At 58.1% G+C, this 18,877-nt stretch carries 15 protein-coding genes; 11 read left to right on the top strand and 4 right to left on the bottom strand.

What is annotated here, in order from left to right; genetic code table 11:
• Positions 1-4: 4 nt before the first annotated feature.
• Positions 5-226, top strand: coding sequence for a zinc ribbon domain-containing protein (locus tag F8561_RS18625; RefSeq protein WP_025203470.1), 222 nt, complete (start codon positions 5-7; stop codon positions 224-226).
• On the opposite strand, the gene F8561_RS18630 is transcribed toward F8561_RS18625, so the two are convergent.
• The 3 genes from F8561_RS18630 to xseA form a co-directional block, all read right to left on the bottom strand.
• Entirely contained in the window at positions 223-573 is a 351-nt protein-coding gene (locus F8561_RS18630) for a protealysin inhibitor emfourin (RefSeq protein WP_020883037.1), read from the bottom strand. The two genes, F8561_RS18625 and F8561_RS18630, sit on opposite strands and share 4 nt — an antisense overlap.
• Complete coding sequence (locus F8561_RS18635; protein ID WP_014171157.1) at positions 574-1,593, bottom strand: M4 family metallopeptidase; 1,020 nt, start codon at positions 1,591-1,593, stop codon at positions 574-576.
• Between the two features lie 72 nt (positions 1,594-1,665).
• A complete protein-coding gene (gene xseA / locus F8561_RS18640) occupies positions 1,666-3,039 on the bottom strand; it encodes an exodeoxyribonuclease VII large subunit (protein ID WP_014171156.1) in 1,374 nt (457 codons plus the stop codon).
• A 162-nt stretch (positions 3,040-3,201) separates the two neighbouring features.
• Between xseA and guaB the strand changes: the two genes are divergently transcribed.
• On the top strand, positions 3,202-4,668 hold the full coding sequence (gene guaB, locus F8561_RS18645) for an IMP dehydrogenase (protein WP_020883040.1): 1,467 nt from the start codon (positions 3,202-3,204) through the stop codon (positions 4,666-4,668).
• Between the two features lie 67 nt (positions 4,669-4,735).
• On the top strand, positions 4,736-6,313 hold the full coding sequence (gene guaA, locus F8561_RS18650) for a glutamine-hydrolyzing GMP synthase (protein WP_014171154.1): 1,578 nt from the start codon (positions 4,736-4,738) through the stop codon (positions 6,311-6,313).
• A gap of 57 nt (positions 6,314-6,370) precedes the next feature.
• Here the strand turns inward: guaA and F8561_RS18655 are convergent, their stop codons facing one another.
• Entirely contained in the window at positions 6,371-7,201 is an 831-nt protein-coding gene (locus tag F8561_RS18655; protein WP_020883041.1) for a MurR/RpiR family transcriptional regulator, read from the bottom strand.
• Between the two features lie 278 nt (positions 7,202-7,479).
• On the opposite strand from F8561_RS18655, the gene F8561_RS18660 reads away from it, so the two are divergent.
• The 8 genes from F8561_RS18660 to F8561_RS18695 all read left to right on the top strand — a co-directional run bounded on the left by F8561_RS18660 (position 7,480) and on the right by F8561_RS18695 (position 18,871).
• The gene (locus F8561_RS18660; protein ID WP_151887770.1) at positions 7,480-8,985 is read left to right on the top strand and encodes a CoA-acylating methylmalonate-semialdehyde dehydrogenase; all 1,506 of its coding nucleotides are present in this window, start codon (positions 7,480-7,482) and stop codon (positions 8,983-8,985) included.
• A gap of 11 nt (positions 8,986-8,996) precedes the next feature.
• Positions 8,997-10,922, top strand: a complete 1,926-nt coding sequence (gene iolD, locus F8561_RS18665) for a 3D-(3,5/4)-trihydroxycyclohexane-1,2-dione acylhydrolase (decyclizing) (protein ID WP_014171151.1) — start codon at positions 8,997-8,999, stop codon at positions 10,920-10,922.
• Positions 10,923-11,222: 300 nt separating this feature from the next.
• Positions 11,223-12,209 carry an inositol 2-dehydrogenase gene (gene iolG / locus F8561_RS18670; RefSeq protein WP_151887771.1) on the top strand — a complete coding sequence of 329 codons (987 nt, stop codon included), beginning with the start codon at positions 11,223-11,225 and terminating at the stop codon, positions 12,207-12,209.
• 31 nt (positions 12,210-12,240) lie between these two features.
• Complete coding sequence (locus tag F8561_RS18675) at positions 12,241-13,170, top strand: sugar ABC transporter substrate-binding protein (protein WP_020883045.1); 930 nt, start codon at positions 12,241-12,243, stop codon at positions 13,168-13,170.
• A gap of 54 nt (positions 13,171-13,224) precedes the next feature.
• Positions 13,225-14,772: a sugar ABC transporter ATP-binding protein gene (locus tag F8561_RS18680; RefSeq protein ID WP_014171148.1), complete on the top strand. Its 1,548-nt coding sequence runs from the start codon at positions 13,225-13,227 to the stop codon at positions 14,770-14,772.
• Positions 14,773-14,783: 11 nt separating this feature from the next.
• Positions 14,784-15,812, top strand: coding sequence for an ABC transporter permease (locus F8561_RS18685; protein ID WP_014171147.1), 1,029 nt, complete (start codon positions 14,784-14,786; stop codon positions 15,810-15,812).
• Between the two features lie 8 nt (positions 15,813-15,820).
• Positions 15,821-16,954, top strand: coding sequence for a Gfo/Idh/MocA family protein (locus F8561_RS18690; protein WP_020883047.1), 1,134 nt, complete (start codon positions 15,821-15,823; stop codon positions 16,952-16,954).
• A gap of 12 nt (positions 16,955-16,966) precedes the next feature.
• Positions 16,967-18,871, top strand: coding sequence for a bifunctional 5-dehydro-2-deoxygluconokinase/5-dehydro-2-deoxyphosphogluconate aldolase (locus F8561_RS18695; protein ID WP_151887772.1), 1,905 nt, complete (start codon positions 16,967-16,969; stop codon positions 18,869-18,871).
• Positions 18,872-18,877: the final 6 nt, after the last annotated feature.

Below are 18,877 nucleotides of genomic sequence, written 5' to 3' on the forward strand. Positions count from 1 at the left end.
CATCATGTCGATTACCTGCCCGGATTGCCACGCAGAGCTTGAAGTGCAAAATGGCGTCGCCCACTGTGAGCACTGCGATAAAGATATCGCGCTCGAAGCCCGCTGCCCGGAGTGTCATCAGCCACTCCAGGTCTTAAAAGCCTGCGGTGCGGTGGATTACTTCTGCCAGAACGGCCACGGCCTGATTTCTAAAAAGCGCGTGGAGTTTGTCCCGGCTGAGGCTTAATCACACACGCAGCCTTCGCCTTTCTGCCATAGCTCGACCAGCGACTCAGGGGCTTCCTGCTCAGGCACCAGCACAATCATATCGGTGTACTGGGCCTGATTGTGCTGAGTCCAGATTATCTGGATGCGAAAATAACGCTGATCGCCACTCCCCGGCGAGGTGGGTTCACCCGGCGGCTGGCCGCGTGGAAATGCCTGCTCCAGGATGCTTACCACGCGCTGACGCTGGGCCTCATTGAGTGACGAAAGCGTAATGGTGCGTTGGCCGCTTAGCTTAGGAATAAAAGCGACGCCGCCTTCGCGGGCCAGCTCAACGACGGCGTCATCTGTGAGTTCCGGAACCTGCATTTACAGCACTCCCACCTGTTCCCAGGCTTGTTTTATCGCAGCCGCCACGTCGCCACCGGACCGTTTCTCGCCGTGGGCAACCGTCAGTTTTGCGAAGGCCTCAAAATCGGCATCTTGCGCCAGGTGACGGTCGCAAACTGTGTCGTACCAGGCATATCCCGCTTTTTCCCAGGCATGACCCCCAATCGCCTTCGCGGCCAGATAAAACGCCCGGTTGGGAATACCTGAATTCAGGTGTACACCGCCGTTGTCTTCGCGCGTTTTGATAAAGTCTTTCATGTGCCCAGGCTGCGGGTCTTTACCGAGCAGAGGATCGTCATAGGCGGTGCCGGGCGCTGACATGGAGCGCAGCCCTTTGCCGTTAATACCGTCTGCCAGCAGCCCCTCACCAATCAGCCAGTCGGCTTCATCGGCGGTCTGTTTGAGGTGGTACTGTTTGACCAGCGAGCCAAACACATCTGACAATGATTCATTCAGTGCGCCAGACTGCTCAAAATAGATAAGCCCGGCTTCGGTCTCGGTGACACCGTGGCTTAGCTCGTGGGCCACGACGTCAATGGCAATAGTAAAGCGGTTAAATATTTCGCCGTCGCCATCACCAAAGACCATCTGCTGACCATTCCAGAAGGCGTTCTGATATTCCCGGCCATAGTGCACGGTACCGGTCAGGATCAGGCCTTTATTATCAAGCGAATCGCGCTGATACATTTTCCAGAAGAAATCATGGGTGACCCCCAAATAATTGTAGGCTTCATCAACGGCCACATCGCCATTTGACGGCTGGCCCTCATAACGCACCTGGGTACCCGGCAGCTCCTGCGTCTGTCTGGCATCGTAAATATCACGCTCCAGTTGACCGGCTTTATTGACGTGCGGCGCGGCGGGTTTGCCCGGCATATGCGCCATGAGCGTTTGCACATGCGTTAACGTCTGACGGGCGCAGCGCTGCTGCGGCTCAGAGCCACTTTCGATAATGCGACGAAGAATATAGGGGGGAATGACGCTGTGAAGATAAGACATGCTGCTCTCCTTAGTTCGGGCAAGGCCAGATAAAAGGGAATAGCAGCAGTATAGTTTGTAACCGACGAAGAATTATCCGGTTTTTCGCTGGCGCGTTTTTTTCACCGGTTTAATCTCTTTCACTTCGCTCTCAACCCAGCCGTCTGACAGACGGGTGGTGAGAACATCTCCGGCTTTCACCTGCTTCGTTTGCTTCAGCACTTTACCGTCGGTGGCGGTCGTTACGCTATAGCCTCGTGCCAGCGTTGAGAGCGGGCTGACCGCCTCGAGGTGGGTGACCGCGTTGCCAAAGCGTTCACGTGTGGTGCTAAGACGTGCACGGATAGTGTCTGCCAGTCGATACTCAAGCTGTTGGATACGCGTTTGCGCGCGATAAATCTTCGGCTGTGGGTTCTGCTGGTTCAGGCGCTGAGTAATACGCTGCTGGCGCGAGACCGCGCGCTTGAGCTGAATATCCAGCGCGACGTTCATTCGCTGACGCAGACGTTCCAGCACGGTTTGCTGACGGGCCAGCCGCAATTGCGGATGCTGCTGTTGCAGGCGATGATGAAGCTGAGTAAACCGGCGCGTCCGGTTGGCCAGGAAATAGTCCATCGCCATTTCCAGGCGCTGCTGACCATTCTGCAGCTGACGCAGCAGCTCCAGCTGATTGCGGCTCACCACTTCCGCGGCTGCGGAGGGCGTTGGCGCGCGTAAATCCGCCACAAAATCAGCTATCGTCACGTCCGTTTCGTGGCCGACGGCGCTGACGACCGGGATCTGGCTTGCGAAAATGGCCCGTGCCACGCGTTCGTCGTTAAAGCTCCACAGGTCTTCCAGCGAACCGCCGCCACGCCCGACAATCAGCACGTCGCATTCCTGACGTGCGTTTGCAAGTTCAATGGCGCGGACAATCTGACCCGGTGCGTCATCACCCTGAACAGCGGTCGGGTAGATGATAACGGGCAGGGACGGGTCGCGGCGTTTGAGGACATGAAGAATGTCGTGCAGTGCCGCCCCGGTTTTTGACGTAATCACCCCAACGCAGTGGGCAGGTGAGGGGAGCGGTTTTTTGAACTGCTGATCGAACAGACCCTCTTGCGAGAGTTTGTCTTTTAGCTGTTCGTATTTCTGCTGCAACACACCTTCGCCCGCAGGCTGCATACTTTCGACGATGATTTGGTAATCGCCGCGCGGCTCATACAGGGTGATATTGGCACGAACCAGAACCTGCTGACCATGCTGAGGGCGAAACGTCACGCGGCGGTTGCTGTTGCGGAACATTGCACAGCGCACCTGAGCGGTGTCGTCTTTTAATGTGAAGTACCAGTGACCAGATGAAGGCTGCGTGAAGTTAGAGATTTCACCGCTGATCCAGACCTGCCCCATTTCCTGCTCAAGCAGCAAACGAACCGTCTGATTAAGGCGGCTGACAGTAAAAATTGAGGGGGATTGAGTGGATAACATGTGAGCGGGATCAAATTCTAAATCAGCAAGTTATTCAGTCGATAGTAACCTGCTGAGAGGGGAGTGCAAGGTTTTTTTATAAAAAAGTGTGGATGCAATCGGTTACGCTCTGTATAATGCCACGGCAATATTTAACCACCCACCAGGTCAGAGATATTGCCCATGCTACGTATCGCTAAAGAAGCACTGACGTTTGACGACGTCCTCCTCGTTCCCGCTCATTCCACCGTTCTGCCGAATACTGCCGATCTCAGCACGCAGTTGACGAAAACGATTCGCCTGAACATTCCTATGCTCTCTGCGGCAATGGACACCGTGACTGAAGCGCGCCTGGCTATCGCCCTGGCACAGGAAGGTGGCATCGGCTTTATTCATAAAAACATGTCTATCGAGCGTCAGGCTGAAGAAGTTCGCCGCGTGAAGAAACATGAATCCGGTATCGTGTCTGACCCACAGACCGTTCTGCCAACCACTACCCTGCACGAAGTGAAAGCCCTGACCGAACGTAACGGTTTCGCCGGTTACCCGGTTGTCACCGAAGATAACGAACTGGTGGGCATCATCACCGGCCGTGACGTGCGTTTCGTGACTGACCTGAACCAGCCTGTCAGCGTATACATGACCCCGAAAGAGCGTCTGGTAACCGTCCGTGAAGGCGAAACCCGTGACGTCGTGCTGGCTAAAATGCACGAGAAGCGCGTTGAGAAAGCACTGGTTGTGGACGCGAACTTCCACCTGCTGGGCATGATCACCGTTAAAGATTTCCAGAAAGCAGAACGTAAACCTAACGCCTGTAAAGACGAGCATGGCCGTCTGCGCGTAGGTGCTGCCGTTGGCGCGGGTGCAGGTAACGAAGAGCGTGTTGACGCGCTGGTGGCTGCGGGCGTTGACGTACTGCTGATTGACTCCTCTCACGGCCACTCTGAAGGCGTTCTGCAACGTATTCGTGAAACCCGTGCGAAATACCCAGACCTGCAGATCATCGGCGGTAACGTTGCAACGGGCGCAGGCGCTCGCGCACTGGCTGAAGCAGGCTGCAGCGCGGTGAAAGTCGGTATCGGTCCTGGCTCTATTTGTACCACCCGTATCGTGACTGGCGTAGGCGTTCCGCAGATCACCGCGGTATCCGACGCGGTTGAAGCGCTGGAAGGCACCGGTATTCCGGTTATCGCTGACGGCGGTATCCGCTTCTCTGGCGACATCGCGAAAGCGATCGCTGCAGGTGCTGCAGCCGTCATGGTTGGCTCCATGCTGGCCGGTACTGAAGAATCCCCGGGCGAAATCGAACTCTACCAGGGCCGTTCTTACAAATCTTACCGTGGTATGGGCTCCCTGGGCGCGATGTCTAAAGGCTCTTCCGACCGTTACTTCCAGAGCGATAACGCCGCTGACAAACTGGTACCGGAAGGTATCGAAGGCCGCGTTGCCTATAAAGGCCGCCTGAAAGAGATCATTCACCAGCAGATGGGCGGCCTGCGCTCCTGTATGGGTCTGACCGGCTGTGGTACCATCGACCTGCTGCGTACTAAAGCGGAATTCGTACGCATCAGCGGTGCGGGTATCCAGGAGAGCCACGTTCACGACGTGACGATCACCAAAGAGTCCCCGAACTACCGTCTGGGCTCCTGATAAATTTCCGCGCCCGGCTCATGCCGGGCGCTCTGTATTTGTTTCACTTGCCTCGGAATTAGCGTCAATGACGGAAAACATTCATAAACATCGCATTCTCATCCTGGACTTTGGTTCTCAGTACACTCAACTGGTGGCGCGTCGCGTGCGTGAACTGGGCGTTTACTGTGAACTGTGGGCATGGGATGTCACGGAAGCACAGATTCGCGAATTCAATCCAAGCGGCATCATCCTGTCCGGCGGCCCGGAAAGCACCACCGAAGAGAACAGCCCACGCGCACCGCAGTACGTGTTTGAAGCGGGCGTGCCGGTATTCGGCGTTTGCTACGGTATGCAGACCATGGCCATGCAGTTGGGCGGCCACGTAGAAGGGTCTAACGAGCGTGAGTTTGGTTACGCGCAGGTTGAAGTCGTCACGGACAGCGCGCTGGTTCGCGGTATCGAAGACTCCCTGACCGCAGACGGCAAACCGCTGCTGGACGTGTGGATGAGCCACGGCGACAAAGTCACCGCCATCCCGTCTGACTTTGTGACCGTTGCCAGCACCGATAACTGCCCGTTTGCGATTATGGCGAACGAAGAAAAACGCTTCTACGGTGTGCAGTTCCACCCGGAAGTGACCCACACCCGTCAGGGTATGCGCATGCTGGAACGCTTCGTGCGTGATATCTGCCAGTGTGAAGCACTGTGGACGCCAGCAAAAATCATCGACGACGCCGTTGAGCGTATCCGCCAGCAGGTTGGCAATGACAAAGTGATCCTCGGCCTGTCCGGCGGTGTTGACTCCTCTGTCACCGCGATGCTGCTGCACCGCGCAATCGGCAAAAACCTGACCTGTGTATTCGTGGACAACGGTCTGCTGCGTCTGAACGAAGCGCAGCAGGTTATGGATATGTTCGGCGACCACTTCGGTCTGAACATCATTCACGTGGAAGGCGAGAAGCGCTTCCTCGACGCGCTGGCCGGCGAGAACGATCCGGAAGCGAAACGTAAAATCATCGGTCGTGTCTTCGTTGAAGTGTTCGATGAAGAAGCGCTGAAGCTGGAAGACGTTAAATGGCTGGCGCAGGGCACCATTTACCCTGACGTGATTGAATCTGCGGCTTCCGCAACCGGTAAAGCACACGTCATCAAATCTCACCACAACGTGGGCGGCCTGCCGAAAGAGATGAAGATGGGCCTGGTTGAACCGCTGCGTGAGCTGTTCAAAGATGAAGTACGTAAGATCGGCCTGGAACTGGGTCTGCCATACGACATGCTCTACCGTCACCCGTTCCCGGGTCCAGGTCTGGGCGTGCGTGTGCTGGGCGAAGTGAAGAAAGAGTACTGTGACCTGCTGCGTCGCGCGGACGCTATCTTCATTGAAGAGCTGCACAAAGCTGACCTGTACAACAAAGTGAGCCAGGCGTTCACCGTGTTCCTGCCGGTGCGCTCTGTCGGCGTGATGGGCGATGGCCGTAAGTACGACTGGGTTGTTTCCCTGCGTGCGGTAGAAACCATCGACTTCATGACCGCGCACTGGGCGCACCTGCCGTACGACTTCCTGGGCCGCGTCTCTAACCGCATTATAAACGAAGTGAACGGTATCTCCCGCGTGGTGTATGACATCAGCGGTAAGCCACCGGCTACGATTGAGTGGGAATGATTTTCCCCTGATATCACCCCAAACCCTCTGCTTGCGCAGGGGGTTTTTTATTCTCCGTTACTTCCCACTGCCCAGCCGATATGCCAGCGCTACCACCAGCGACTGCACGAGGCACAGCGTCGCCGACTGCGAGCGAAACGCGTCAACCTGCGCCTCTTTCACCACAAAACAGAGATCGCTGAAGGTGGCCAGCGGGCTTATCTGGCTGTCGGTGATCACAATCTGCCGCGCGCCGACGCTGGCGGCGGTTTCGCTGACCATCACCGTCTCTTCCGCATACGGCGAGAAGCTGATCGATACCACAATATCCTGTGCCTTGATGCGGTTGATCTGCTCACGCAGCATCCCCCCCATTCCGTCGAGCAGAATAGGGCGACACTCCAGGTGGCTCAGGGCGTAGGTCAGATAGGCGGCGACGCTAAACGAGCGGCGTAACCCGGCGATATAGATTGTGTCGGCGTCGGCCAGCAACTGCACGGCGCGTTCCAGCATCTCCGGCTCGGCGCGGGCGGCCAGCTGCTGGAGGGCCTGCGCATTTGAACGGGCGAACTCCTGCAGAATATCGAGCGGGGTTTCCGGGACGGCCTGACTTTCCATTTCGCGAAACAGCCGGGCGCGGTCACTGTAGCTGGCGGTCTCTTCCACCAGATTCATACGAAACAGCTGTTTCATCTCGTTGAAGCCGGTGAAGTCAAAAGCATTGGCAAAACGGATCAGCGTTGACGGCGGCACATCGGCACGCTCGGCAATGACGGCGACCGTATCAAAGGCCACGCTGTTGGTATTATCCAGCACATAGCGGGAGACCTGCTGCAGCCTCTTGCTCAGGCTATCGTAGCGATCGCGGATTTGCTGCTGCAGCTCATTCAGGCTGGTTGCTGTGGTCATTTTACCCCCTATGCATAGTTTTATGATTCTAAACGCAAAACCGCGTCTTTTAAATGCCGGCCGTCCATCTGGCCTCAAAAATGAAACAGAAGCTTCACGCTTTTCAACGCCTGAAATGCCTTAATAGCGCAGGCTGCACCGGTGATGGTGGCTGTTAACATAAAAATCCATCCTTGATCACAATAATCATCATTTATTTTATTTCAACTTAAAATGGAATATTTGTTTCATATATAGTGTTCAGGTAACAGTCACGTATCAACAGCGAGAGGTTAAGGATGGAGACGGTAGCGAATTTTATTCACGGCGAGTGTGTCACCGGTTCAGGCCAGCGCGTTCAGGCAATCTTCAACCCGGCCACCGGAGAGCAGATCCGCCAGGTGGTGATGAGTACGGCACAGGAAACCGAACAGGCGATTGCCGCAGCACAGCAGGCTTTTCCTGGCTGGGCGCGTCATTCTCCACTTAAACGCGCACGCGTGATGTTCCGCTTCAAAGCGCTGCTGGAAGAGAACATGGAGCGCCTGGCCCGCATCATCAGCGAAGAGCATGGCAAAGTCTTCTCCGACGCGGTGGGCGAGCTGACCCGCGGCCTGGAAGTGGTGGAGTTTGCCTGTGGCATCCCGCATCTGCAAAAAGGTGAGCACTCCGCTAACGTCGGCACCGGTGTCGACAGCCACTCGTTGATGCAGCCGCTCGGCGTATGTGCCGGGATCACGCCGTTTAATTTCCCGGCAATGGTGCCGATGTGGATGTTCCCGATTGCGCTGGCCACCGGCAACACGTTCGTGCTGAAACCGTCGGAAAAAGATCCCTCTCTGGCGCTCGCGCTGGCAAAACTGCTGAAAGACGCCGGCCTGCCAGACGGCGTGTTTAACGTGGTGCAGGGCGATAAAGAGTCGGTTGACGTGCTGCTGACTGACCCACGCGTGCAGGCTGTGAGCTTTGTCGGTTCAACGCCGATCGCCCAATACATTTACGAGACCGCCTCCGCCCACGGTAAACGCTGTCAGGCACTGGGCGGGGCAAAAAACCACTGCATCTTAATGCCGGATGCCGATATGGATATGGCGACGAACGCGATTATGGGCGCTGCCTTCGGCGCGGCGGGAGAACGTTGCATGGCGCTGTCGGTGGTGCTGGCGGTGGGGGATAACACCGCTGATGAACTCTGTTCCCGGCTGGAAAAACAGATTGCTGCGCTGCGCGTCGGGCCGGGTCTGGACCAGACGCCAGAGAATGAAATGGGGCCGCTTATCTCCTCGGCACACCGTAACAAAGTGCTGGGCTATATCGGCAGCGGGAAAACCCAGGGAGCCCGCCTGCGCGTGGATGGCCGTGGGTTCAGCGTGAAAGGCCACGAGCAGGGCTATTTTGTCGGACCAACGCTGTTCGATAACGTCACGCCGGAGATGACCATTTATAAAGAAGAGATTTTCGGGCCGGTACTTTCTGTGGTGCGTGTTGCAGATTACAGCAGCGCGGTGGACCTGATTAACCGGCATGAATATGGTAATGGCTCGGCAATATTTACCCGTGACGGTGGCTGCGCGCGCCGCTTCTGCGAAGAGGTGCAGGCGGGGATGGTTGGGGTGAACGTGCCGATCCCGGTGCCGATGGCGTTCCACAGTTTTGGTGGCTGGAAGCGTTCGATCTTTGGTGCGCTGAATGTCCACGGCAACGACGGTGTGCGTTTCTACACCCGAATGAAAACCATCACCGCACGCTGGCCGGAAATGCAGCAGGAGACTGGCGCTGCGTTCTCCATGCCGACGCTGGGCTGACAGGAGGTTTTATGCAAACCGAACGTATGACCATGGCTCAGGCCCTGGTCAGATTCCTTAATCAACAATATGTCTCCATTGATGGACACGAAACGCCCTTCGTGGAAGGCGTGGCGACCATTTTTGGTCACGGCAACGTGCTGGGTATCGGCCAGGCACTGGAGCAGGATCCTGGCCACCTGCAGGTGATGCAGGGGTGTAACGAACAGGGCATCGCCCATATGGCGACCGGATTCGCCAAACAGCATCGCCGTCGGCGCATTTTTGCCGTCACCTCATCCGTCGGGCCCGGCGCGGCTAATATGGTGACGGCCGCGGCGACCGCCACCGCGAACCGCATTCCGCTCCTGCTGTTACCGGGGGATATCTATGCCAGCCGCCAGCCCGATCCGGTTTTGCAGCAAATCGAGCAGTACCACGATCTCAGTATCAGCACCAACGACTGCTTCCGTCCCGTTTCACGCTACTGGGACCGCATTAACCGTCCCGAACAGTTAATGAGCGCGATGTTAAATGCGATGCGAACGCTTACTGACCCTGCAGCGACGGGAGCAGTGACCATTTGCCTGCCGCAGGACGTACAGGGCGAAGCCTGGGATTATCCCCTGAGCTTCTTTGCGCGTCGCGTGCATCACATTGAACGCCGTCCGCCTGACCCCCAGCGTCTGGCCCAGGCACAGGCGTTGATTGCCCGTAAACGCCGTCCGCTGGTGGTGTGTGGCGGGGGCGTGCGTTATTCCGGCGCGCATGAGGCATTTCGGGAATTTGTCGAGACGCTGCAACTGCCGTTTGCCGAAACCCAGGCCGGAAAGGGGGCGCTGGTAAGCGATCACCCCCTTAATCTGGGGGGGATCGGTGTGACGGGCGGAATGGCCGCTAACCAGCTTGCACCCAGGGCGGATTTGGTGATTGGCATCGGCACGCGCCTGACGGACTTTACCACCGGCTCCAAAGCGCTCTTTTCCCATCCGGACGTCGAGTTCCTGCTTTTGAACGTCGCCGAGTTTGATGCCCTGAAACTGGATGCCACGGCGCTGATTGCCGATGCGCAAACCGGGCTGCACGCGTTAACGCAGGCGCTCCCGGCGTACCGAAGCCACTGGGGAGAGGAGATCGCTCAGGCGAAATCAGCCTGGCATGCGGAGTGCCAGCGCTTATGGGGCCGTCAGTGGCATCCCGACGATGCGCCTGAAGTGGCAGGGCACCTTGATGCGCAGCTGGCGGAATACGGTGAGGCGCTCAACACCCGTTTGACCCAGACGCGGGTGCTGGGGCTTATCAATCAACATATCGAAGATAACGCCATCGTTGTGGGCGCGGCCGGATCGCTGCCCGGGGATTTACAGCGCCTCTGGCAGGTGAAGACGCCGGACAGTTACCACCTGGAGTACGGCTACTCCTGCATGGGGTATGAGATTGCCGCGGCGATAGGCGCGAAGCTTGCCAGCCCGCATCAGCCGGTTTACGCCATGGTGGGGGATGGCTCCTACATGATGCTGCACTCCGAGCTACAAACCGCGGTGCAGGAGGGGATCAACGTCACCGTTTTGCTGTTTGATAATGCCAGCTTCGGCTGCATTAATAACCTGCAGATGGGGCACGGGATGGGGAGCTTCGGTACGGAAAACCGTCATCGAAATCCAGATTCAGGCCGGCTTGACGGGCCGCTGGTGAAAGTCGATTTCGCCCAGAACGCGGAAAGCTACGGCTGTCGCGCGTGGCGGGTCCACGACGAGCAGAGTCTGCTGGCGGCGCTGGCGGCGTCGCGGGCGCATCCTGGCCCAACGCTGCTGGATATCAAAGTGCTGCCGAAAACCATGACCCATGATTACGCGTCATGGTGGCGAACCGGTGATGCGCAGGTCGCGGGATCGTCTGCGGTGCGCAAAGCCGCCGAGCAAACCCAGGCGCAGCTGAAAAAAGCACGCCAGTATTAAGTTTTCCCGCCGTAACGAAATTTTCATTTCATTTTCCCCTCACCCTAACCCTCTCCCCAAAGGGGAGAGGGGATGGTGTGGTGCACTCTTTTCTCCCTCGCCCCTTTGGGAAGAGGGCAGGGGTGAGGGGTTAGTAGCACCTTCTTCCATGTTGTGAGATTGATAACAAAATTTATCTCAATCATCTCAAAAGTGTTAACCCGCACTCAAAAATATAATTTTCACTATTTATAAAAATGAAATAAATGTTTTATTTAAGGGGTCGTTAGTTCACAGCATTCACCAACACCGGGAGCCGTTATGTTTAACATTGCTTTACTGGGCGCTGGCCGAATTGGCCAGGTACATGCAGCTAACATCGCCAGCCACAGTGAGACCACGCTCTGGTCTGTGGTCGACCCGAATCAGGAATTTGCCACCCGCCTCGCCACGCAATATCAGGCTCGTTTGCAGAGCCTGGAGGACGCGATGAGCGACCCAAACGTTCATGCCGTGCTGATCGCGTCTGCGACGGACACCCACGCGGATCTGATTGAGATGGCCGCCCGCCACGGCAAAGCGATCTTCTGTGAAAAGCCGGTACACCTGGATCTTGCCCGCGTGCGCGACTGCCTGAAAGTGGTTAACGAGTACAACGTACCGCTGTTTATCGGTTTTAACCGCCGCTTTGACCCGCAGTTTCGCCGGGTCAAAACTGAGGTGCAGGCCGGGCGGATCGGTAAGCCCGAATCGCTGCTGATTATCTCCCGCGACCCGTCCCCGCCACCGGCGCAATATGTGCGCGTTTCCGGCGGTATGTTCCGCGACATGACCATTCACGATTTTGATATGGCGCGCTTCATCATGGGCGAAGAGCCGGTGTCGGTGTATGCCCAGGGCAGCAATCTGGTGGATCCGGCGATTGGCGAGGCGGGGGATATCGATACCGCGTTTATCGTACTGAAGTATGCCTCCGGTGCGATGGCGACCATCGTCAACAGCCGCCGCTCTTCTTATGGCTACGACCAGCGCCTGGAGCTGCACGGCTCAGAAGGCCTGCTGTGCGCGGGCAATATTCTTGAAAATCAGGTGCAGCACTACGGCAAACAGGGCTGCACCGGCGCGCTGCCGGAACACTTCTTCCTGCAGCGCTACAAATCCGCTTACGCCGCGGAGTGGGAACACTTTGTTGCGGTGCTGTGCGGCGAAGCGACGCCTGACTGTAGCGGCGATGATGGTGAACGTGCGCTGTACCTGGCGGATAAAGCGCTGGAATCCCTGCGTAGCCAGCGTGAGATCGTCCTCTAAACACAACAACCCTACACAGAGAGACATAATAATGAAAAAACTGATCTTAGCCGCCCTCATCGCCATGACCGCCGGGGCAGCAATGGCCGAAAACGAGCAAATTGTTTTCAGTACACCAAACCTGGCGATGCCGTTTGAAGTTCACATGCAGCGTACCGCGGTAAAAGCCGCAAAAGAGATGGGCGTAAAGCTTCAGGTACTGGACGGGCAGGGCAGCTCGCCGAAACAGGTCGCTGACCTGGAAAACGCCATCACCCGTGGTGCGCAGGGGTTCATCGTCTCCCCGAATGACGTCAATGCCGTCTCCAGCGCGGTGGATGAAATTCAGGATGCGAATCTGCCCGTTGTGACGCTTGACCGCTCCGTCGACAGCCAGAAGAAGGTGCCGCATTTTGGTGCCAACAACTACAAAGGCGGTCAGGCGATTGGCGACTTCGTTAAAAGCAAATTCCCCAACGGGGCAGACATTATTCTGCTCACCGGCCAGCCAGGTTCCTCCTCCAACATTGAACGTACCAAAGGGATCCGCGACAGCCTGAAGGCGGGCGGGGACAAGTACAAGATCGTTGCCGATCAGACCGGCAACTGGATGCGCTCTGAAGGGATGCGCATTGTGGAAAGCGTTCTGCCGTCACTGCCGAAACGCCCACAGGTGATCCTCTCCGCCAATGACGACATGGCACTCGGCGCAATTGAAGCGCTGCAGGGCCAGGGCGTGAAGCCAGGTGAAATTCTGGTGACCGGCTTTGACGCGGTCCCTGAGGCGCTGGCGCGCGTGCGCGACGGCTGGCTGGCGGTCACGGCGGATCAACGCCCGGGCTTCGCGGTACAAACGGCGATGAGCCAGCTGGTGGCCAACGTGCGTGAGAAGAAAGCCATCACCGGCGCGGACTACCCGCCAACGCTTATCACCAAAGAAAATCTGCAGCAGGCTGAGCGCATCAGTGAGGCCGGTAACTGATTTATCCGGAGCCGCCGCACAGGTGGCGGCTCACTATTAAGGAGGAGCAGACCGATGTCGCAACCCTTACTGAAAGTGACCGACCTGGCAAAAAGCTTTTCTGGTGTCTGGGCGCTGAGCAGCGCACAGCTCACCGTCGGTGCCGGGGAGATCCACGCGCTGCTGGGTGAGAACGGAGCGGGGAAATCCACGCTGCTGAAAGCCCTGGCGGGCGCACAGCCGCAAACGCGCGGGGATATCTGGTTCAACGGCGACACGCTGCCGGTGGACGATTCACCGGTTGAGCGGCAGAACAAGGGCATTATCACTATCTATCAGGAATTTAACCTGCTGCCCAATATGACCGTCGCGGAAAACATGTTTCTCGGGCGTGAGCCGCGTAAACGTAACCTGATTGTCGACGAAAAAGCGGTGAACCAGGAGGCGCAAGTGATCCTCGATTATCTGCAGCTGAACGTTGCGCCAACCACGCCTGTCGCCCGTCTGAGCGTAGCCCAGCAGCAGATGGTCGAGATTGCCCGGGCGCTAACGCTGAACGCCAGGCTGATCATCATGGATGAACCCTCCGCGGCGCTGAGCGACAGCGAGGTGGAAAGCCTGCACCGCGTGGTGCGCGAGCTGAAAAACCGGGGGGTGAGCATTATTTACGTTACCCACCGACTGCACGAAGTTTTCCAGCTTTGCGATCGCTTTACCGTTTTCCAGGACGGCCGTTTCACCGGCAGTGGCGCCGTGGCGCAAACCAATGTCGAGCAGCTGATCCGTCTGATGGTGGGGCGTGACGTGGCCTTTAATCGTCGTCCCGCCAGCGAAACCCATCATGAAAACAAGCCGGTTCGTCTGGCAGTAAAAGGGCTGAGCCGCGAAAAACCGCCGCTGGATCCGCACGGCATTGCCCTGCATGACATTAGCTTCCATGTCCACGCCGGAGAAGTACTGGGCATTGCCGGCCTGGTGGGTGCAGGGCGCACCGAAGTGGCGCGCTGCCTGTTCGGGGCGGATGCCTTTACCTCGGGCAGCTTTGAACTGGACGGCGTCCCGTATCAACCGCGCGACCCGATGTACGCCCTTGAGCAGGGCATCGCGCTGGTCCCGGAAGATCGCAAGAAAGAGGGGGCGGTGCTGGGGTTATCGATTCGCGACAACCTGTCGCTCTCCAGTCTCTCTTCTCTGATGCAGTGGCGCTGGTTTGTGAATACCCGCAAAGAGGACGATCTGATTGAGTCCTACCGCAAGGCGCTGCAGATCAAAATGGTCAACAGCGCGCAGGAGGTGCGCAAGCTCTCCGGCGGTAACCAGCAGAAAGTTATCCTGGCGCGCTGCATGGCGCTGAACCCTCGGGTGCTGATTGTCGATGAGCCGACGCGCGGTATCGACGTGGGCACCAAGTCGGAAGTGCACCAGGTGCTGTTTGATATGGCCAAACAGGGCGTGGCGGTGATCGTGATCTCCTCCGATCTGCCTGAAGTGATGGCGGTATCCGATCGGATCATCACGCTCAGTGAAGGCCGGGTGACCGGTGAGATCCACGGCGACGACGCTAACGAAGAGCGGCTGATGACGATGATGGCCATCAACCACAACGCCCTCAACGCGGCATAACGGAGTTTTCCATGACGCAGATGATTTCTAAAACGCAGGTTCCGGTGAAACGCAGCGGACGCCTCGATCCCATCGCCTTCTTCGAGCGCTTCGGGGTACTGATTTTCATGATCCTGCTGCTGATTTTCTTTCAGTCGCAGAACAGCAATTTTTTCTCTGAACGCAATATTTTCAACATCCTGACCGAGGTGTCCATCTACGGGATCATGGCCGTGGGGATGACCTTCGTCATTCTGACTGCCGGTATCGATCTTTCTGTCGGCTCCATTCTGGCGGTCTGCGCCATGACCGCTGCATACGTGATTAAGGGCGACAACTTCACCACCGTTGATCCGAACGCCTGGGGCGGCATGAGCTGGCTGATTGGGCTGGGGATTTGTCTGGCGATGGGCACGGCGATTGGCTTCCTGCACGGCCTGGGCGTAACCCGCCTGCGCCTGCCGCCGTTTATCGTCACGCTCGGCGGGATGACCATCTGGCGTGGCCTGACGCTGGTGATCAACGACGGCGCGCCCATTGCAGGTTTCGACCCGGGTTACCGCTGGTGGGGACGCGGGGAGCTGCTTGGCATCTCCATTCCAATCTGGATTTTCGCCATCGTGGCGCTTGGCGGGTATCTGGCGCTGCATAAAACCCGCTGGGGACGCTTCGTCTATGCCATCGGCGGTAACCCGGAGGCAGCGCGCCTGGCGGGGGTCAACGTGAAGCGCGTGCTGGTGAGTGTCTATGTGCTGATTGGCTGTCTGGCGGGACTGGCGGGCTTTATTCTCAGCGCTCGTCTTGGCAGTGCGGAAGCGGTCGCCGGGATCTCCTTTGAACTGCGCGTTATCGCCTCGGTGGTCATCGGCGGCACTTCGCTGATGGGCGGCTATGGACGCATCGGCGGCACCATCATTGGTTCCATCATTATGGGGATCCTGATTAACGGTCTGGTGCTGATGAACGTCTCGGCCTATTACCAGCAAATAATCACCGGATTAATTATCGTTCTGGCGGTGGCATTCGACACCTATGCCAAGAGCCGTCGCGGCGCATTGTGAGGATCAGGATGAAAGAGGTTCGTATTGGATTGATTGGCACCGGGTATATCGGCAAGGCACATGCCATCGCCTATGCCCAGGCGCCGACGGTATTTACCCTGCGCGGCAAACTGGTGCGCGAGATGGTGGCGGAAGTGACGCCCGCGCTGGCGGCAGAGCGGGCGCAGGCCTTTGGCTTCAACCGCTCAACCGGCGACTGGCGGGCACTGGTGGCTGACCCGGCGATTGATGTCGTGGATATATGCTCGCCCAACCATCTGCATAAAGAGATGGCGCTGGAGGCCATTCGCCACGGTAAGCATGTCTACTCGGAAAAGCCGCTGGCGCTGAATGCCCATGACGCACGTGAAATGGTGGACGCCGCGAAGCGGGCAGGGGTGAAAACGCTGGTGGGTTTTAACTACATGAAAAACCCGACGGCACAGCTGGCGAAAGAGATCATCGCCCGCGGCGAGATTGGCGAGGTGATCCACTTCTACGGTACCCACAACGAAGATTATATGGCCGACCCGCTTTCTCCCATTCACTGGCACTGTTTTAAAGAGACCGCCGGGCTGGGTGCACTGGGGGACCTGGCGGCGCATATCGTCAACATGGCGCAGTATCTGGTCGGGGACATTCAGCAGGTCTGCGGTGATTTAAAAATTGTTGTGCCTGAACGCCCGGCGCAGGCCGGTTCGTCGCAAAACGTTGCGGTTGAAAACGAAGATCAGGCGCACGCGATGGTCCGTTTCGCCGGCGGAGCACAAGGGGTGATTGAAACGTCCCGCGTCGCCTGCGGGCGCAAGATGGGACTGTCGTACGTGATAACCGGCACCAAAGGGGCCATCAGTTTTACCCAGGAGCGGATGGCGGAACTGAAGCTCTATCTGCATGACGACCCGGTAAACCGCCAGGGATTCCGCACGCTGCTTGTGGGTCCGTCACATCCGGACTATGGCGCGTTTTGCATGGGGGCGGGCCATGGTATCGGCTTTAACGATCAAAAAACGGTGGAAGTACGCGACCTGGTCGACGGTATTGCCGCTGATGTGCCGATGTGGCCGGACTTTGAAGAGGGCTGGAAGGTTTCGCGGGTGCTGGACGCCATCGCACTCTCGCACCAGGAAGGCCGCTGGCTGAACGTGAACGATATTGTCTGATGAGGTATCAACGTGGAAAAGCAGTTTGATGTGATATGCATGGGCCGCGTGGCGGTAGACCTCTACAGTCAGCAAATTGGTGCCCGTCTTGAAGATGTGTCGAGCTTCGCGAAATATCTCGGCGGCTCGTCCGGCAACGTGGCCTACGGGACGGCGCGTCAGGGGCTGCGCTCATCGATGCTGGCACGCGTCGGTGATGAACATATGGGACGCTTCCTGCGAGAAGAATTACACCAGGTGGGCTGCGATACCAGCCATCTGATCACCGACAAAGAACGCCTGACGGCGCTGGTGCTCCTCGGCATTAAAGACCGGGACACCTTTCCACTGATTTTTTATCGCGATAACTGCGCGGATATGGCCATCACGGCCAGCGATGTGGACGAACGCTACATTGCCTCCGCACGGTGCCTTGCCATCACCGGGACCCATCTCTCGCACCCTCAGACCCGTGACGCGGTGCTGACGGCGCTTAACTATGCCCGCCGTCACGGTGTTCGTACGGTGCTGGATATCGACTACCGGCCGGTGCTGTGGGGGCTGACCTCATTAGGGGACGGGGAGACGCGCTTTATTGCCGCAGAAAACGTGACCCGTGAACTGCAGGAGGTGCTGCACCTTTTCGACGTCATTGTCGGCACCGAAGAAGAGTTCCACATTGCAGGTGGCAGTACCGATACCCTGCAGGCGCTGGGTCGCGTGCGCGCCGTGAGTAACGCTACGCTGGTTTGCAAGCGTGGCGCGCTTGGCTGTTCGGTGTATACCGACGCTATACCGCCCCGGCTGGATGAGGGGCTGACGGTGACCGGCGTGCGCGTTGAGGTGCTGAACGTGCTCGGTGCGGGCGACGCGTTTATGTCCGGCCTGCTGCGCGGCTACCTGAACGACGAAGGCTGGGAGCAGGCCTGCCGCTATGCCAACGCGTGTGGTGCGCTGGTGGTGTCCCGCCACGGCTGTGCCCCGGCGATGCCGAGCAAGGCTGAGCTGGACGACTACCTGTCGCGTGCGGCGTCGGTGCCGCGTCCCGATCTTGATGTGCGCCTGAACCATCTGCACCGCGTCACCACCCGCCGCCGTGAGTGGCCGGAGCTGTGCGTGATGGCCTTCGATCATCGCAGCCAGCTGGAAGATATGGCGTTGCAGTGCGGGGCATCCCTGAAGCGCATCCCGGCGCTGAAGCAGCTTATTCTGCAGGCCAGCCGTGAGGCGGCCAGCAGCGCAGGGCTTGAGGGCAAAGCCGGTCTGCTGTGTGACGGTACTTTTGGTCAGGATGCCCTGAACGCGATTACCGGTGAAGGGTGGTGGATAGGCCGCCCGATTGAGCTGCCGGGCTCCCGGCCGCTGGAGATGGAGCACGGTAACATCGGCACGCAGCTCATCAGCTGGCCGCAGGAGCATGTGGTGAAATGCCTGGTCTTTTTCCATCCGGAAGATGCGCACGGCCTGCGTCTGGAACAGGAGCAGAAAATCGCAGAGGTCTACCACGCCTGCTGCCAGTCCGGTCATGAACTGCTGCTGGAGGTGATCCTGCCTGCGAGCATGCCGCGCAGCGATGAGCTTTACCTGCGCGCCATCTCGCGTTTTTACAACCTGGGGATTTATCCCGACTGGTGGAAACTGCCGCCACTCTCTGCCGATGGCTGGACGGCGCTGAGCGAGATTATTGAACGTCGGGATCCACACTGCCGTGGCGTGGTGATCCTCGGGCTGGACGCCCCGGCTGAGCAGCTTCGCGCTGATTTTAAAGCCGCCTCGGGACACGCGCTGGTGAAGGGCTTTGCCGTAGGACGCACGCTGTTTGGCGATGCGTCCCGTGCATGGCTGAAACACGATATTGACGATGCGCAGCTGGTGGCACGCATCCGGGACAATTACCTGCAGCTTATCGCCTGGTGGCGCGAGCGCGGACACGCATAATTCAGG

This window comes from Enterobacter sp. 198 (assembly GCF_009025585.1).
Classification (GTDB): domain Bacteria; phylum Pseudomonadota; class Gammaproteobacteria; order Enterobacterales; family Enterobacteriaceae; genus Enterobacter; species Enterobacter ludwigii.

Excerpts from the sequence above, each read along its gene's own strand:
- F8561_RS18625 (WP_025203470.1), top strand. The coding sequence starts at position 5 with ATGTCGATTACCTGCCCGGATTGCCACGCAGAGCTTGAAGTGCAAAAT.
- F8561_RS18630 (WP_020883037.1), bottom strand. The coding sequence starts at position 573 with ATGCAGGTTCCGGAACTCACAGATGACGCCGTCGTTGAGCTGGCCCGC.
- F8561_RS18635 (WP_014171157.1), bottom strand. The coding sequence starts at position 1,593 with ATGTCTTATCTTCACAGCGTCATTCCCCCCTATATTCTTCGTCGCATT.
- xseA (WP_014171156.1), bottom strand. The coding sequence starts at position 3,039 with ATGTTATCCACTCAATCCCCCTCAATTTTTACTGTCAGCCGCCTTAAT.
- guaB (WP_020883040.1), top strand. The coding sequence starts at position 3,202 with ATGCTACGTATCGCTAAAGAAGCACTGACGTTTGACGACGTCCTCCTC.
- guaA (WP_014171154.1), top strand. The coding sequence starts at position 4,736 with ATGACGGAAAACATTCATAAACATCGCATTCTCATCCTGGACTTTGGT.
- F8561_RS18655 (WP_020883041.1), bottom strand. The coding sequence starts at position 7,201 with ATGACCACAGCAACCAGCCTGAATGAGCTGCAGCAGCAAATCCGCGAT.
- F8561_RS18660 (WP_151887770.1), top strand. The coding sequence starts at position 7,480 with ATGGAGACGGTAGCGAATTTTATTCACGGCGAGTGTGTCACCGGTTCA.
- iolD (WP_014171151.1), top strand. The coding sequence starts at position 8,997 with ATGCAAACCGAACGTATGACCATGGCTCAGGCCCTGGTCAGATTCCTT.
- iolG (WP_151887771.1), top strand. The coding sequence starts at position 11,223 with ATGTTTAACATTGCTTTACTGGGCGCTGGCCGAATTGGCCAGGTACAT.
- F8561_RS18675 (WP_020883045.1), top strand. The coding sequence starts at position 12,241 with ATGAAAAAACTGATCTTAGCCGCCCTCATCGCCATGACCGCCGGGGCA.
- F8561_RS18680 (WP_014171148.1), top strand. The coding sequence starts at position 13,225 with ATGTCGCAACCCTTACTGAAAGTGACCGACCTGGCAAAAAGCTTTTCT.
- F8561_RS18685 (WP_014171147.1), top strand. The coding sequence starts at position 14,784 with ATGACGCAGATGATTTCTAAAACGCAGGTTCCGGTGAAACGCAGCGGA.
- F8561_RS18690 (WP_020883047.1), top strand. The coding sequence starts at position 15,821 with ATGAAAGAGGTTCGTATTGGATTGATTGGCACCGGGTATATCGGCAAG.